The sequence below is a fragment of the Methylobacterium sp. Ger2507 genome, assembly GCF_055231875.1.
In genome coordinates this window covers 3,198,262-3,212,757 of record NZ_JBUYVC010000001.1, presented here as the reverse complement: position 1 = coordinate 3,212,757, position 14,496 = coordinate 3,198,262, and the positions used below count along the sequence as shown (strand labels likewise).

Below are 14,496 nucleotides of genomic sequence, written 5' to 3'. Positions count from 1 at the left end.
CTGCACCTCAAACACCCGCCGATCGCGCCTCTGGCGCGGGCATCCCGGGGGGATCACGCCACAGGAGGTCCGCCGGCCGCGCCTCGGCGAGGATATGGGCCGCCGCGGCGGTGAGCGCCCGGTCCGGCCCGGGCTGGCGCAGGTAGGTCGCCAGGTCCCGTGCCAGGCGCTCCAGGGGATGCGGGCTGAGGAAGCCCGAGAGCCCGACCGAGCGCTGGGCCCGCTCCAGCACGTCGAGCCCGGCCCGTTCCACCGCCAGACGGGTGAGGTTGACGTAGGCGATCACCCGCTCGGGCTCCGCCGCCGGGTCGCTGGCCAGCACCGCCGCCCGGGCCACGAACAGGCGCGCCGTTTCCACCGCGATCGCGGCCTCCCCGAGGCGGGCGGCCTGGTGCGGGTCGCCGCCGCGCCCGGTGGCCCGGAGATGGGTCCGCAGGGCGTCGAACACCGCCTCGATGCCGCCGAGCTGCACCGCGGCGAAGCGCCAGGCCCCGCCGGAGAAGTGCGGCTCGGCGAAGTAGGCGTCCGGTCCGCCGACGAAGCCGCCCGGATCGGCGGGCAGGCCGGTGAAGTCGAGGATGCCCGAGGTGGAGGCGCGCATGCCGTGGGCCTGCCAACCGGAAAGGTCGGCCCGGGTCCCGGCCACGAGGTTGGCCACCAGCATCTGCTGGCGCCCGTCCGGCCGGCGCGCGGTGACGAGGGGGCGGGTGACCGATCCGGCCCCGGAGGCGAACGACTTGACCCCGCGCAGCCGCCAGCCGGCCCCGGCTCCTTGCGGAGCTTCCGGGCCTTGCAAGTCTTCGACGCCCGGCAAGTCTTCGACGCCCGGCACGTCTTCCACGCCCGGCACGTCTTCCAGACTGAGGCCGCCGGTCTGGGGCTGGGTGTTCCAGACCCCGAACAGGTGCCCGGCCCGGACGTCGCCTGCGAGGCGCTCGGCCACCGCCGGGTCGGCGTAGCGCAGGATCAGCAGCAGGGCGTTGACGTGGCCCTCATAGAGTCGGCCGAGGGCGAGGCTGCCGCGCCCGACCCGCGCCAGGACGTCGGCGAGGACCGGCGCCCGCTCGGGCGCGTCGAGGCCGGCGCCGCCGAGGGACACCGGCAGCGGCGCCGCCAGCAGTCCGGCCTCGTATGCGTGGGCCACGTCTTCGGCCGGAAACCCGCCCGCGCGGTCGAGGGCGTCGGCGCGCTCGCCGGCCCGGTCCGCCACCGCCCGGGCCGCCGCCAGAATCCTCGCCGGGTCGGGGGCCGAGCAGTCCTGAAGATGTCGATGAAGGGGGATGAAGTTCATGGACAGCACATGGATCACGCCCGCGCGATCTCCAGACGCTGTTTGCGTACACAAGCTCCGTTTTTCCGCGTCGAAGCCCGGTTCTCCCGCGTCAAAAAGCACCTGGGTTGCCGAGGCGCACGACGGCGCGGCGGGGGCGCCGCCGCGCTCCGTCCGGTTCCCCCGCGTCAGCTCCAGGCGTGGAAGGGCGGGTTCACGCCGTTGAGGGCGTGATTGCCGACGATCGCGTATTTCCAGCGCACGGGGTCGTGAAGGGTGTGGGTGCGGGCGTTGCGCCAGTGCCGGTCGAGGTTGTGCTCGGCCAGGGTCGAGCGGGTGCCGGCGAGCTCGAACAGGGTGTTGGTCGTGCTCAGAGCCACCTCGGTGGTGAGCACCTTGGCCTCCGCCACCGCCAGCTGCGCCGCCGCCACCGTGTCGGCCTGCGGTGCCGCCACGGCGGCGTCGAGGGCGAGGCCCGCCCGGTCGAGCAGCGCCTCGGCCGCGTGCAGCCGGATGGTCAGGTCGCCGACGATGCGGATGGTGTGGGGGTCGTCGGAGGCCCGCTCCAGGCCGCTGTCGACCCAGGGGCGCGACCGGGTGCGCACGAACTCGATGGTCTCGGCGAGCGCCGCCCGGGCGATGCCCGCATCCACGGCCGCCTGGATGATCTGGAAGATGGCCCCGTCGGCGCTCGGGGCGGCGTAGCCCTTCCAGGCCGGCACCAGATGGGTCTTGGGCACCCGCACGCCGTCGATCCGCACCGTGCCGCTGGCGGTGGTGCGCTGGCCGAAGCTCGACCAGTCGTCGATCACCGTGAGGCCCGGGGCGTTGCGTTCGGCGATGGCGTACCAGGCCCGGCCCGCGTCATCGAGGGCCACGATGGGCACGAGATGGGCCAGCAGCGCGCCGGTGGCGTAGAACTTGGTGCCCTGGACCACGACGTGGTCGCCGTCCTCGACGAAATGCGTCTTGAAGTCGGCGGCACGCGGCGTGCCCATTTCCGAGAAGGCGTTGCCGAAGCGGATGCCGGCCAGCACCAGCCCGAACAGCAGCGCCTTCTGGTCCGCGTCCGACACCGTGTCGATCGCCGCCACGATGCCGAGGTGGTTCTGGGCGATCTGGCCGATCGACGGGTCGGCCGCCGACACGATGGCGATGACCTGGGCCACGGTCCGGTACGACAGCTCCGGCCCGCCCTGCGCCCGCGGCACGTTGATCGACCACAGGCCGCTCTGCGAGAACGCGTCGAGTTCGGCCAGGGGGCGGCGCCCGGTGCGGTCGCGCTCCGAAGCGCCGGCCCGGAACCCCTCCGCCAGCGCGTGGGCGATCCGCAGCGCCTCGGCGTCGTCGCGGACAATGTGGGCCGGGGCGGCGGGGCGCTCGGGACCGGGCGCCCCGGCGGGCCAGCGATGGGTCTCCCGTGATGTCTGGCTGGCGGCGATGTTCGGGCTGACGGCGATGGTCATGGCGTGTCTCCGGATCGGGGGCGGTTCGGCGGAGGGCCGCGCGTCAGGCGGCCCGCGCCCGTTCGCGGCGGGCCGCCTCCAGGGCGCGCACCCGCGGGATCACGTGTTCGCCGAAATAGGCCACGTCCTCCTGGAAGTGCAGGAAGGCCAGCAGCGCCAGGTCGGCCCCGGCATCCTTGAGCGCCACGATGCGCGCGGCGATCTGGTCCGGCGTGCCGATCAGGTTGGTCTTGAAGCCGTCATTGTACTGGACGAGGTCCTCGAAGCTCGATTTCGCCCAGTTGCCCTCCCCTTCCGGCGAGGCCTTGCCGGCGTTCTTCGCCTCGTGGCCGAAGGCCTTCACGGCGTCCGGATCGGCCTGGTCGATGATCTCCCGCAGGACGGCCTGTGCCTCTTCCTCGGTGTCGCGCGCGATGACGAAGGCGTTGACGCCCACCTTCACCGCATGCCCGTTGGCCTTCGCCTTGGCCTGGAGGTCGTCGACCTGGGCCCGCAGGCCCTCCGGCGTGTTGCCGTTGGTGAAGTACCAGTCGGAGACGCGGGCGGCCATGTCGCGGGCGGCGCGCGAGGAGCCGCCCTGGAAGATCTCCGGCTGCGGGTCGGCCGGCTTCGGCCGCAGGGTGTAGTCGCTGTAGCGGTAGAAATCGCCCCGGAAGGTGAAGTTGTCCTGGGTCCAGATCCCCCGCAGGGAGCGGATGAACTCCTCCGAGCGGCGGTAGCGCTCGTCGTGGTCGAGCCACGGTTCGCCGATGGCGCGGAACTCGCCCGAGAACCAGCCCGAGACCACGTTGACGGCGATGCGGCCCTCCGAAAGCTGGCTGATCGTGGCGATCTGCTTGGCGGCCAGCGTCGGGTTCCACGGGCCGGGCAGCAGCGCGGCGATGACCTTCAGCGTGCTGGTGGCGGCCAGCAGCGCGTGGCTGAAGGCGACGGATTCATGCTGATACTCGGCGCCGTAGCCGGCGGTGAAGCGGATCTGCGTCAGGGCGTAGTCGAACCCGGCGGCCTCGGCGATCTGCGCGAGGCGGCGGTTGTAGGGGCCGTCCCAGCTCGTGCGCTGGGGAATCTTGCTGATGACGAGGCCGCCCGAGACGTTGGGCACCCAGTAGGCGAAGCGGATCGGATCGCTGTCGTCGTGGTGCGGCGGTTGGAAGCTCATGTTCGGATCCATGCGTTTTCAGCGGGCGCGCAAGGTCGGCGGCCCGGCAGGTTAGGTTTTCGGATTGAATACAAAAGACAAAGATTTGGAATGATTGCCTCACGTCTCCGTGACGCCGAGGCCTGGACTTGGTCTTTGTTGGTGCTTGCTGTTCCGCGTCTAGAATTGCCCGGCCGCGTGTCCGCGTCAAAGGAAGCAAACGGCTTTTTTCAGGCCTCCGGCGAAAACCCGTTCCCCCGAACGCGACCGGCGCCGAAAGTTTGTGTCGTGGGGCCGTTCGGGGACCGGCGCGCCGCTGCGGCCCGGTCCTGCGCGCGCCTTCCGGGCAGGTCCGGGGCGCGGGACAGGGCTGATCCGGCGCCGACGATGCCCGGATTGCGGGCGCTGCCGGGATGCCGAATTCAGTTGCCGGGGCCGGATTGCTTGTTCCGGCGCCTTTCTGGGCAGCTGAATGCTGATAAGGTGGGCAATATCGAAAATTTGCCGATCTTGTAAGCTTGCCGTTCAAAATGACATTGCTTCGCGAAACCGGTCGTTTAAGCACGCGTTAATTCATCGCCCCTTACGTTTGGCTCCATCTCCAAGGGATCGCCGAAGTCTCCGATCTCGGTTCACCCAGGACTTTCATCCAGGAACACCGTCCATGCTGGCCGCGTCCCGACGACCGCTCGTGGTTCTCCTTGCCGGAGACGAGCTGACCCGTTCCATCACCACGAGTTGCCTCGAGATGTCGGGCTACGACGTGCTCGGTGCCCGCACCGCCGGCGAGGTCGAGAGCCTGCTGCTCGCCCGGCCGGACGAGGGCCGGGTCGACGTGCTGGTGACCGATGCCGACGTGCGCGACACGGTGGACGGATTGTCCCTGGCGGGCGTGGCCCGCTGCCTCGATCCGACCGTGGGGGTGATCTACACCGTCCGCTCGCCGCGCCGCCTCGACGGCGAGGCCCTGGAGCCGGGCGCCCTGCGCCTGCGCACGCCGTACCACGGCCACCAACTCGTCGCCCTGATCACCGACCTCCTGGCCAGCCCGGCCAATCGACGCGAGCAGGCCCGCGCGGCCGCGTGAGTCGGGGGGGCTGCGTCCCCGACCGCTTGCCCGTTTCACACCGCGCCGATTCCACCCGCCCGTTGCCCGTTGCCCGTCCGCCTCTGCGCGTCTCGATTCACGCACCTGATCTTGCCGGCAGACCGCGTCCCGCTCCCCCGTGTGGGGAGAGGTTCGGCGTGGGGGGGTGGGTGACCCTCCTCCGGCGGAGGCTGGCGGGGCCACCCCCAGCTCCAACGCCACCCCACAGGCTCGACGGATCGCGGGCAGGCCCGAGATCCGCTGGGGAGCAGGGCCGCGTCGCGGTGAGATGCCGGAATCCAGGAGCCCGCGGAGAGGGAGCGCGCCCGTCCCCGACGCACCGGCCCAGGCGCCCGCCCCCGGTCGCCAACCCCCAATGTCCAACCCGCCTGTCCGTCCGGCGCCGGGCGGTGTATCAGGCGGTTCCCGCCCCGCCCCGCCCTGCGACGTGACCGCCCACCGGTCCGCCGGCGGCGCGCGCTGGCGCGGATCGTGCCCGGCTGTCGGGCCCCAGCGCACCGCGAGAGCCGATGATCAGCGCCTTCGACCTTTTCAAGATCGGAATCGGCCCGTCGAGTTCCCACACCATCGGCCCGATGGTGGCGGCGCGCCGGTTCCGCACGCGGACGCGCGGGGTGCCCGGCCTCGCCCGCATCCGGGCCGAGATCTTCGGCTCCCTGGCCTGGACCGGGCGCGGGCACGGCACCGACACCGCCATCTTCCTCGGGCTCCTCGATCACGAGCCCCACACCGTCGACCCGGACGGGGTCGCCGGCCACGTGGCGGTGCTCGGCGCCGAGAAGCGGCTCGGACCCGGGGGGCCGGCCTTCGACCCGGCTGCCGACCTCACCTTCAATTTCACCGATCTGCTGCCCCTGCACACCAACGGCCTGCGCTTCTGCGCGCTCGATGGCGACGGGGCCGTCCTCGACAGCGAGGAATACTATTCCGTCGGCGGCGGCTTCGTGGTGACCGAGGCCGAGGCGGCCCCCAATGCGGAGGCGGCCTGCCCCGTGCCTTATGCCAGCGCGGCCGGCCTCCTCGCCCTCTGCGTCGCCGAGGGCCGCACCATCGCCGAGGTGCAGTTCGCCAACGAATGCGGCACCCGCACCCCCGCGGCCGTGGAGGCCGGCCTCGATGCCATCCGCGACGCGATGTTCGCCTGCATCGACCGGGGCCTGCGCCAGGACGGCGAGTTGCCCGGCGGCCTCAAGGTGCGCCGGCGGGCCCGGCGCCTGCACGACGACCTGACGGAGGGGCGCCTGCGCAACACCCGCGCGGCCCACGAGATCGTCGATTGGATCAGCCTCTACGCCCTGGCGGTGAACGAGGAGAACGCGGCCGGCGGCCGGGTGGTGACGGCGCCGACCAACGGCGCCGCCGGCATCGTCCCGGCGGTGCTGCGCTACGCCCGCGATTTCTGCCCCGACTGGTCGGATGCGCGGTCGCGGGAATTCCTGCTCACGGCGGCGGCGGTGGGGGGCCTGATCAAGACCCGGGCCTCGATCTCGGGCGCCGAGGTCGGCTGCCAGGGGGAGGTAGGCTCGGCCGCCGCCATGGCGGCGGCGGGGCTGGCGGCCTTCCTCGGCGGCCATGCGGCCCAGGTGGAGAACGCCGCCGAGATCGCGATGGAGCACCATCTCGGCATGACCTGCGACCCCATCGGCGGCCTGGTGCAGATCCCCTGCATCGAGCGCAACGCCTTCGGGGCCAACAAGGCGGTGGTGGCGGCCTCCCTGGCCCTGCGCGGCGACGGCATCCACCGCGTCACCCTCGACGAGGTCATCGAGACCATGCGCCAGACCGGCCACGACATGCAGGCCAAGTACAAGGAGACCTCCCTGGGGGGCCTCGCGGTCAACGTCGCGGCCTGCTGAGGGGCGGCCCGTCCCGGACAAAGGGAACGACAGCGTTTCCTGTTTCGCTCCCGATCACGGGCTCGGTCCGCTCCCGCTGACTCGTATCCGGCCCGGGTTGGTCCGGCGATCGGTCCGATTCAGCGCTTGATCTGGGGGCACGATCTGGGGGCAAGATCTGGAGTACAGCGGGGCCGGATGGCGTCGGGACGGCCTCGCTCGCGTTCGGTGCCAGACATATGGAACGGAGCGGTTCCGATAGGGTTGTCCCGTCCGAGGGGACTACCGGATGGCGGATGCGGGCTGCGCGCACCCGACCCATCCCGCCGACATGCGAGACCGTTTCCATGACCATCCTTCCGCACGCGGCCGGCTCCAGCGTGAGCAGATTCGCGATCCCGTCCGGCCGGGTCCGGGCCGAGACGCGCATTTGGGCCGAGACGCGTATCCGGGGCGCCACGCCGGCCTGACGGGCGCATCCGCCCCCCCCCCCACGCTCCCGACGCCTGACCACGCGCCCGGCCGCTGATCGCGCCGAGCCCGAATCCGACGCTCGCCCTCCCCCGATCCGACGACCGGAGACCCGCCATGCGGACCCTGACGCTTGCCCTGCTCCTCGGAGCGCTGACGCTCACTCCCTGTTTTGCCCCGTCCTTCGCACCGTCCTTCGCCCTCGCTCCATCCCCCGCCGCCGCACAGGACCTGATCGTCCCGCAACATCCCGGATCGAACGGCTTGCAATCGGAGGAGCCGGGACCGAGCGGACGCGGACTGGAGCGGCCGGGAGTGCCCGTCCCGCCGGACGCGCCCCTGCCCCGGCAGACCCCACGCCCGACCCTGCTGATCCACGGGCATTATTGCGGCCCCGGCAACGACGGCATGGAGGTCACGCCGATCGACGCCCTGGATGCCGCCTGCCGCAAGCACGATGCCTGCACGCCCGACGGCGGCCTGCCCTCCTGCGGCTGCAACCGCGCCCTCAAACGCGATGCCGGCCGCGTGGCCGCGAGCCCGCGCGAACCACAGGATCTCCGCGCCCTGGCCGGCGTGGTCGCCGGAGCCAGCGACCTGATGCTCTGCACCGACGACGTCGCGGGGCTGGGCCACTGAAGCGGACGCCTCGAGGCCGGAGGCCGGCGGCGGCCCCCGCCACCCTCGACGGCGCGACACCCGGATTGCTCCCGGGTGCCCTGCAGCAGGTCTCATCGGGGCGCGGGGTCTTCCCTCTTTACCCTCTGCCGGGCGGGAGAGGAGGCGACCGCTCCGGATGGTCCCTGCGCCGCGGCAGGTCCCCGGCCGAATGAACCGGCGCGCGCTCAGTTCCCGTCGATGCGCTGGCCGAGCAGCGCGATGGCGCGCTGGTAGACCGAGGCGGCGTTCCAGCCCTGGATCGCGGCGAAGTTGGGCTCGCCCGGCTGGTAGCCGGCGCCGGCACGCCAGCCATGGCCCTTGAGGAAGTTCGCCGTGGAGTTCAGGGCGTTGGACGAGTTGTCGAGGCTGCCGCCGACGCCGTAGTTCAGCACGTTCTTGGGCAGGAACTGGGTGTGGCCGACCTCGCCATGGGCCGCGCCCCGGGTGCCGGCGTTGAGGACGCCGCGATCGACCAGGGTCAGGGCGGCGTAGAGCTGGTCGGTGAAGTAGGCCGAGCGGCGGCAATCGTAGGCGAGGGTCGCGACCGCCGAGAGGGTGTTCACGTTGCCCTTTACCGCGCCGAAGCCGGTCTCCATGCCCCAGATCGCCAGGAGCGGACCGGGCGGCACGCCGTAGCGCTGCTCGATCGACGCGAACAGGGCGGCGTTCTGCGCCTTCAGGGCGCGGCCGCGCGACACGATGGTGTTGCCGCCGCGCTTGGCCAGGAACTGGTCGAGCGAGAGCTTGAAGCTCTTCTGGCCGCGATCGGCCGAGATCGTCGCCGTCGAGTAGGACGTGCCCATCAGGGTGGCGAGGCTGGCGGCGCTGGCCCGGCCGCGCGCCTCCTCGGAGAATTCCCGCTTCCAGGCCTCGAAGCCGGCGGCAGTGTTGCCGCACTGGGCCGCGTTCGCCCCACCCGTCGCGCAGACGAGCGCCGTGAAGGCCGCCGCGATCCACGGCGTCCGATACCCACGTCCGATCATGTCAAAACTCCCTGGCCCTGCGCCTCCGGATGCCGGACTCGCAGGCACGATGACTTCCCCTTGCGCGGAGCAAGGCGACAAACCGGTCGGGAAGTCGAGACACATTGCGGCAATTTTGCCTGCGATCCGGACCGGCGGCATCACTTCGCCGCGCTTGGTTACGTGACGGTGTCCGGCGATGCGATCCGGCATTCGGCCGGTTTTACCCGCGGGACGGCCCGCCCCCTGCAGTTTCGACCAAGACAAACCGTCTCCTGTCCTGGGCCGCAACGATCATGTCCCATTCCAATACAGGCCGTTCCACATCGGGCCGGCGCCCGTCCCTGGCCGTGGTCCTGATCGCCTGCGTCACCGCCGCGCTGCTGTGGGTGCCGATCTTTGCGCTCAGCCCGGCGCCGATCTGGTTCTGGTGAGCCTCAGGTCTTCTCCAGAGCGGCTCACGGCTCCTCGTCGCCGTAGCGACGATAGGCGCCCGTCAGGTAGCCCGCCTGCAGCGCGGTGAGATGGGCGAACAGCACGAGGGCGCCGACGACGCCGACCTCGCCCCGGGCCAGCCAGACCAGCCCCGACAGGGCGAGCACCACCGCCGAGATCCCGAAGATCAGGCGGATGCTGCCAGCCAGGCCGACCGCCAGGCCGGCGAGGAACAGGATCAGGGCGACCAGCATGGGCGACTCCTGGCGCGGCGGGTCGGATCGCGGTCAAGCATCCTTCGGCATTCGGGTACCCTTCACCAATCCGAACCATCGCGGCGATCCCGGACCAATCCGTCGCCGGGCGGTGATCCGCGCGTCACCGATCGTCCGACCGTAGCGCCCCAAATCGAAACGGCCGGTTGATGGCGCCGGTCAATCTCTCCCGGTTCCGGTCTTCCGCCCCCGGGCCCGCGCCGCTACCCTGGCGGCCCACTCCGGCATCGAAGGAACCCCTGCATGCGGTGTCGCCGGCAACGCTCCGGACCTGCGTCTCGGCCGACCCCCGGGCCGGGCCTCGCCCCCGTCCTCTCGCTGGTCCTCTCGCTGGTCCTGGCGCCGTGCGGGACGCGTGCCGCGTTGGGCGAGGCCGGGGCGCCGGATGCGGGGCAAACCCCTGTGACCGTGACGCGACCTCCGGCGTATACCGCCTGCACCGATGCGATCGCGGCCGAGGCCGAAACGCGCGGCGTCCCCCCGGCCGTGGCGGCCCGACTGCGCACCCTCGCTCCCGACCCCGCGGTGGCGGCCGCCACCGGAAACCAGTCGGAATTCGTCACGCCGATCTGGTCCTACCTCAATGCCGCCGTCACCGAGGCGCACATCGCCGAGGGCCAGCGCAAGCTGGCAGACTGGGCCGCCACCTTCGCGGCCATCGAGGCCCGCTACGGGGTCGACCGCTTCACCCTCGCGGCGTTCTGGGGGGTGGAATCGACCTACGGCCGCGTCCTCGACAACCCCGGCATCGTCCGTCCGGTCCTGCGCTCCCTGGCGACGCTGGCCTGTGCCGAGACGCCGCGCGCGCCCTATTGGCGCTCGGAACTGATCGCGGCCTTGCAGATCCAGGCGCAGGATCATCCTCCGCCCGAGCCGCTCACCGGGTCCTGGGCCGGCGCCATGGGCCACACGCAGTTCATGCCGACGGTGTATCAAGCTTACGCGGTGGATTTCGACGGTGACGGCCGGCGCGACATCTGGACCTCGGTCCCGGATGCCCTCGCGTCGACGGCCAATTACCTCAAGGCCATGGGCTGGCGCTCCGGAGAACGCTGGGGCAGCGAGGCGCGCCTGCCGGACACCTTCGACTATGCTCTCGCGGACGAGACCACCGAACGCAGCCTCGCGGCGTGGCGCCGGCTCGGGGTCGACCCGGTCCAGCCCCTCTCGGACGACACCGTGCCCGCAACCCTGATCCTGCCCGCCGGTGCGCGCGGCCCGGCCTTCCTGCTCCAGCCCAACTTCCGGATCATCCTGCGCTACAACACGGCGCTGGCGTATGGCCTCACCGTCGCCCATCTGGCGGACCGCCTGCGCGGCGCTCCCGGCTTCACCCGGGACTGGCCCCGCGGCGATTCGATGCCGACCCCCGCCGACGTGCAGGCGCTTCAGGCCCGCCTGGCGGAGCGGGGCTTCCCCGCCGGAACCCCCGACGGCAAGATCGGCCCGCGAACCCGCGCGGCGGTCCGGGCCTTTCAGGCCGCGCACGGCCTGACGCCCGACGGCTACGCCGACGCGCCCTTGCGCGAGCGGATCCTGGCCCTTCCCTGACACACCGGCCGATTTAGCGGTGGTCGCGCCGCGGGGGTCGCGATAGAGCAGCGCCCGGCATCCAGGTTCCGGGATGCGGCGCGAGGCCGGGAGGGCGAGCGGAAATGAGTCGAGCCACCGTCGCGCCTGGCACCCCCCGACAGACCGTCGTGACCTACTGGGAAGGGCCGGTGACCTGGCTCGAACGGCTCAGCGCGGCTTCGATCGTCGCGGCCGGGCACCCGCTGCACATCTACTCGCACGACGTGGCGGGCCTGCGGCGGCAGGGGCTTCCCGGCACGGTGATCGATGCCCGCGAGGGGATCGGCCCGAACGTCATGGCGGACCTCTACCGCCGCCGCGGCGTCCTCGCCTTCTACGCCGATTACCTGCGCCTCAGCCTGATCCGCGATGGCAAGGGTGTCTGGTCGGACCTAGACTGCGTGTTCCAGCGTCCCCTCGACCCGTCCAGCGGCGAGGCCGGCTACCTGTTCGGGTGGCTCAACCGGAGCCGCCTCAACAACGCGATCCTGTCGGCGCCGCCCAACTCGGAGCTCGTCGCCCGCTACTGGGACGCCATTTCCACGGTGCCGATCCGGGCCCCGTGGGCGACCGGCCATATCCGGGTCAAGCGCAGCCTCGAACTCCTGATCGGCAAGCGCATCCCGGTCCATCCGGAGCGCCTGGCGATCGGTCCGCGCGCCCTCACCTACTTCGTGCGCCAGCTCGGCCTCGAGGGCCATGCCCAGCCGCGCGCGGTCTTCTATCCCCTCGGCGACGACGACGCCCATCTCCTCGCCGAGGCGGACGACCGGGCGGCGCGCGCGCGGATCCTGCCCGAGACCGTGGCGGTGCATGCATGGCGCGGCAAGCTGTGGTCGATCGGCCGGGATGCCCCGCCGCCCGCCGCCTCATGGCTCGGGCAGCGGTGCCGGGACCTCGGGCTCTGATCCGTCCGGGAGTTTCCCCTCAACCGCCTCGAAACCGGTCCGGAACCCGTCCCCTGGAGATGTCGATGCGCCGGATCCTGTTCATCTGCGCGACGCCGGTCGTCTTCGGGCTCGACACCCCCGCGGAGGTCGGTCTCGGCGGAATCGAGAGTACGAACATCGCCCTCGCCGAGGCGCTCGCCCGGCGCGGGTGGGCCGTGACCCTGGCTACGCGCCGGATCGGGACGGTGGTGCGCGACGGCATCCGCAACATCCCCCTGGAGGCGGCAGCGGACTGCGCGGCGGACGCGATCGTCACCAGCAACGATCCGCGTCCCCTCAGGGCCTTCCCCGGGCGGCGGGGCATCGTCTGGGTTCACAATCCCCTGAACGTCGAGAAATCCATCCGCAAGGGATACCTCCGGCCCTTCCTGTCCCTGCGGCCCGAGGCGGTCTTCGTCGGCAGCCTGGCAGCCCGGACGATGTCGCCGCTCTACCCGTTCCGACGTCGCCACGTCATCCCGCACGGGGTCTCCCCGGTCTTCCGCACGCTCGAGCCGACCCGCGGGCGCAGCCGCGACTTCGTCTACGCCTCGCAGCCCCAACGCGGCCTCGACCGGATGCTCCGGCTCTGGCGCAACGCCGCGCCCCTGGTCGCCTCGGGCGCGACATTGCATGTCTTTGGATCGGAAGGGCTTTTCGGATCGGAACAGCCCGATTCACCTGAGGAAAGTGGTCCGGTCGTGTTCCACCCGCGGGTCGGAGCCGCCGCCCTGGCCGCGTTCTATGCCGGGGCGCGGGCCATGGTCTGTCCCGGCTCCCCCGACGAAACCTTCTGCCTAGCCGCCGCCGAAGCGCAGGCCATGGGGCTGCCCGTGGTGACCGCCGGCATCGGAGCGCTGGCCGAGCGGGTGCAGCACGGGGTGAACGGGTGGATCGCGGCGAGCGATGCGGACTTCGCCGACGCCGTCGTCGCTCTCGCGGTCAACGACGACCTCTGGTCGGAGCTCAGTGCCGGCGCCCTCCTGCAGCGGCAGGCTCTGACCTGGGAGCGGGCCGCGATCCTGTGGGAAGCCGTCCTGCGAGACCCACCCGGAATGCCGCCCGCCCGAGGCGCCTGATCACCCCGGTATCCAGGCCTACGGACACCCGTGACAGAATTCGGTCCGCCACAAGCCGCGGACGCGCCGCCACTGGACGCCGCTCGGACGGCGGCGAATACTGTGTGCAAGAAGAGATCACATCGGGAGGATGGCATGAGGCTTCGGCTTGGTCTGGCCGCGCTGGCATTCGCGTGGGCGGGGAGCGCGCTCGCGGACCCGCTGACCTTCCAGGTCGATCCGGCCTGGCCGAAACCGCTGCCCAACAACTGGATCATGGGGCAGGCTTCGGGCGTGGCCGTCGATGCACAGGACAACGTCTGGGTGGTTCAGCGCCCGCGCAGCCTCACCGACGACGAGAAGGCCGCGAGCCTCAATCCGCCCCGCACCAAGTGCTGCCATCCCGCGCCCCCGGTGCTGGTGTTCGATCAGGCCGGCACCCTGATCCGCAGCTGGGGCGGCCCCGGCGAAGGCTACGACTGGCCCCAGAACGAGCACGGCATCCACATCGACCACAAGGGCTTCGTCTGGCTCGCCGGCAATGGCGACACCGACGGGCAGATCCTGAAGTTCACGCCCAACGGGAAGTTCGTGCTGCAGATCGGCAAGCAGGGGCCGCAGACCAACAGCCTCGACACCAGCCGCCTCGGCAAGCCCGCGGCGATGCAGGTCGACCCTGAGACCAACGAACTCTTCGTCGCCGACGGCTACTTCAACCACCGGGTCATCGTGTTCGATGCCGAGACCGGCGCGTTCAAGCGGATGTGGGGCGCCTACGGGAAGCCGCCCACCGACGAGACTCTCCCGGCCTACGACCCGGCCGCCGCGCCCGCGCAGCAGTTCCGCAATCCCGTCCACTGCGTCCAGATCGCCCGGGACGGGCTGGTCTACGTCTGCGACCGCACCAACGACCGGGTCCAGGTCTTCCGCCGCGACGGCAGCTTCGTGAAGGAGTTCTTCGTCGAGAAGAGCACCCGCGCCAACGGCTCGGTCTGGGAGCTGGCGCTCTGGCCCGATGCCGAGCAGAGCTACCTCCTCAACGCCGATGGCGCCAACAACGAGGTCCGGACGCTCAGCCGCGACACCGGCGAGGTGCTCGGCGCCTTCGGCCGCAACGGCCGCATGGCGGGCGATTTCCACTGGGTCCACAACCTCGCGGTCGACAGCCGCGGCAACGTCTTCACCACCGAGGTCGACACCGGCAAGCGCGCCCAGAAGTTCCTGTTCCGGGGCGATCTGATCCTGCGCAAGCGGGCCGCGCTGCCCTGACGCTCATTGCGCCCGCCCGGCCCGCCTCTCCCCCAAGGGGCAAGAGGC

14 protein-coding genes are annotated in these 14,496 nt (G+C 71.5%); 9 read left to right on the top strand and 5 right to left on the bottom strand.

Translation table 11 applies throughout. The annotated features are described in order from the left end of the window. Positions 1-7 precede the first annotated feature (7 nt). From ACV7NL_RS14860 to sfnG, 3 genes are all read right to left on the bottom strand, one after another. Positions 8-1,291: an acyl-CoA dehydrogenase family protein gene (locus tag ACV7NL_RS14860; protein ID WP_463356063.1), complete on the bottom strand. Its 1,284-nt coding sequence runs from the start codon at positions 1,289-1,291 to the stop codon at positions 8-10. A gap of 167 nt (positions 1,292-1,458) precedes the next feature. Further along, positions 1,459-2,736, bottom strand: a complete 1,278-nt coding sequence (locus tag ACV7NL_RS14855) for an SfnB family sulfur acquisition oxidoreductase (protein ID WP_463356062.1) — start codon at positions 2,734-2,736, stop codon at positions 1,459-1,461. Positions 2,737-2,779: 43 nt separating this feature from the next. Next, the gene (sfnG, locus tag ACV7NL_RS14850) at positions 2,780-3,895 is read right to left on the bottom strand and encodes a dimethylsulfone monooxygenase SfnG (protein ID WP_056190705.1); all 1,116 of its coding nucleotides are present in this window, start codon (positions 3,893-3,895) and stop codon (positions 2,780-2,782) included. Positions 3,896-4,538: 643 nt separating this feature from the next. On the opposite strand from sfnG, the gene ACV7NL_RS14845 reads away from it, so the two are divergent. From ACV7NL_RS14845 to ACV7NL_RS14830, 4 genes are all read left to right on the top strand, one after another. Continuing rightward, positions 4,539-4,961 (top strand): hypothetical protein, encoded by a 423-nt coding sequence (locus tag ACV7NL_RS14845; protein WP_056190525.1) that lies wholly within the window; start codon positions 4,539-4,541, stop codon positions 4,959-4,961. A 530-nt stretch (positions 4,962-5,491) separates the two neighbouring features. Then, positions 5,492-6,838: an L-serine ammonia-lyase gene (locus ACV7NL_RS14840; protein WP_463356061.1), complete on the top strand. Its 1,347-nt coding sequence runs from the start codon at positions 5,492-5,494 to the stop codon at positions 6,836-6,838. Positions 6,839-7,164: 326 nt separating this feature from the next. Continuing rightward, the gene (locus ACV7NL_RS14835) at positions 7,165-7,287 is read left to right on the top strand and encodes a hypothetical protein (protein ID WP_280138736.1); all 123 of its coding nucleotides are present in this window, start codon (positions 7,165-7,167) and stop codon (positions 7,285-7,287) included. A 118-nt stretch (positions 7,288-7,405) separates the two neighbouring features. Further along, the gene (locus ACV7NL_RS14830) at positions 7,406-7,927 is read left to right on the top strand and encodes a hypothetical protein (RefSeq protein WP_056480825.1); all 522 of its coding nucleotides are present in this window, start codon (positions 7,406-7,408) and stop codon (positions 7,925-7,927) included. A gap of 206 nt (positions 7,928-8,133) precedes the next feature. Here the strand turns inward: ACV7NL_RS14830 and ACV7NL_RS14825 are convergent, their stop codons facing one another. Then, on the bottom strand, positions 8,134-8,931 hold the full coding sequence (locus ACV7NL_RS14825; RefSeq protein WP_056190520.1) for a lytic murein transglycosylase: 798 nt from the start codon (positions 8,929-8,931) through the stop codon (positions 8,134-8,136). Between the two features lie 275 nt (positions 8,932-9,206). Here ACV7NL_RS14825 and ACV7NL_RS14820 point away from each other — a divergent pair, with 275 nt between their 5' ends. Next, complete coding sequence (locus ACV7NL_RS14820) at positions 9,207-9,344, top strand: hypothetical protein (RefSeq protein WP_463356060.1); 138 nt, start codon at positions 9,207-9,209, stop codon at positions 9,342-9,344. 24 nt (positions 9,345-9,368) lie between these two features. On the opposite strand, the gene ACV7NL_RS14815 is transcribed toward ACV7NL_RS14820, so the two are convergent. Then, positions 9,369-9,599, bottom strand: coding sequence for a hypothetical protein (locus ACV7NL_RS14815; RefSeq protein WP_463356059.1), 231 nt, complete (start codon positions 9,597-9,599; stop codon positions 9,369-9,371). Between the two features lie 264 nt (positions 9,600-9,863). On the opposite strand from ACV7NL_RS14815, the gene ACV7NL_RS14810 reads away from it, so the two are divergent. The 4 genes from ACV7NL_RS14810 to ACV7NL_RS14795 all read left to right on the top strand — a co-directional run bounded on the left by ACV7NL_RS14810 (position 9,864) and on the right by ACV7NL_RS14795 (position 14,448). Next, the gene (locus tag ACV7NL_RS14810; protein WP_463356058.1) at positions 9,864-11,171 is read left to right on the top strand and encodes a lytic murein transglycosylase; all 1,308 of its coding nucleotides are present in this window, start codon (positions 9,864-9,866) and stop codon (positions 11,169-11,171) included. Between the two features lie 104 nt (positions 11,172-11,275). Further along, the gene (locus tag ACV7NL_RS14805) at positions 11,276-12,100 is read left to right on the top strand and encodes a glycosyltransferase family 32 protein (RefSeq protein ID WP_162241535.1); all 825 of its coding nucleotides are present in this window, start codon (positions 11,276-11,278) and stop codon (positions 12,098-12,100) included. A gap of 65 nt (positions 12,101-12,165) precedes the next feature. After that, a complete protein-coding gene (locus tag ACV7NL_RS14800; protein ID WP_463356057.1) occupies positions 12,166-13,200 on the top strand; it encodes a glycosyltransferase family 4 protein in 1,035 nt (344 codons plus the stop codon). Positions 13,201-13,335: 135 nt separating this feature from the next. After that, on the top strand, positions 13,336-14,448 hold the full coding sequence (locus tag ACV7NL_RS14795; protein WP_463356056.1) for an NHL repeat-containing protein: 1,113 nt from the start codon (positions 13,336-13,338) through the stop codon (positions 14,446-14,448). Positions 14,449-14,496: the final 48 nt, after the last annotated feature.

Excerpts from the sequence above, each read along its gene's own strand:
- ACV7NL_RS14825 (WP_056190520.1), bottom strand. The coding sequence starts at position 8,931 with ATGATCGGACGTGGGTATCGGACGCCGTGGATCGCGGCGGCCTTCACG.
- ACV7NL_RS14830 (WP_056480825.1), top strand. The coding sequence starts at position 7,406 with ATGCGGACCCTGACGCTTGCCCTGCTCCTCGGAGCGCTGACGCTCACT.
- ACV7NL_RS14860 (WP_463356063.1), bottom strand. The coding sequence starts at position 1,291 with ATGAACTTCATCCCCCTTCATCGACATCTTCAGGACTGCTCGGCCCCC.
- ACV7NL_RS14820 (WP_463356060.1), top strand. The coding sequence starts at position 9,207 with ATGTCCCATTCCAATACAGGCCGTTCCACATCGGGCCGGCGCCCGTCC.
- ACV7NL_RS14835 (WP_280138736.1), top strand. The coding sequence starts at position 7,165 with ATGACCATCCTTCCGCACGCGGCCGGCTCCAGCGTGAGCAGATTCGCG.
- ACV7NL_RS14815 (WP_463356059.1), bottom strand. The coding sequence starts at position 9,599 with ATGCTGGTCGCCCTGATCCTGTTCCTCGCCGGCCTGGCGGTCGGCCTG.
- ACV7NL_RS14855 (WP_463356062.1), bottom strand. The coding sequence starts at position 2,736 with ATGACCATCGCCGTCAGCCCGAACATCGCCGCCAGCCAGACATCACGG.
- ACV7NL_RS14845 (WP_056190525.1), top strand. The coding sequence starts at position 4,539 with ATGCTGGCCGCGTCCCGACGACCGCTCGTGGTTCTCCTTGCCGGAGAC.
- sfnG (WP_056190705.1), bottom strand. The coding sequence starts at position 3,895 with ATGAGCTTCCAACCGCCGCACCACGACGACAGCGATCCGATCCGCTTC.
- ACV7NL_RS14800 (WP_463356057.1), top strand. The coding sequence starts at position 12,166 with ATGCGCCGGATCCTGTTCATCTGCGCGACGCCGGTCGTCTTCGGGCTC.
- ACV7NL_RS14795 (WP_463356056.1), top strand. The coding sequence starts at position 13,336 with ATGAGGCTTCGGCTTGGTCTGGCCGCGCTGGCATTCGCGTGGGCGGGG.
- ACV7NL_RS14805 (WP_162241535.1), top strand. The coding sequence starts at position 11,276 with ATGAGTCGAGCCACCGTCGCGCCTGGCACCCCCCGACAGACCGTCGTG.
- ACV7NL_RS14840 (WP_463356061.1), top strand. The coding sequence starts at position 5,492 with ATGATCAGCGCCTTCGACCTTTTCAAGATCGGAATCGGCCCGTCGAGT.
- ACV7NL_RS14810 (WP_463356058.1), top strand. The coding sequence starts at position 9,864 with ATGCGGTGTCGCCGGCAACGCTCCGGACCTGCGTCTCGGCCGACCCCC.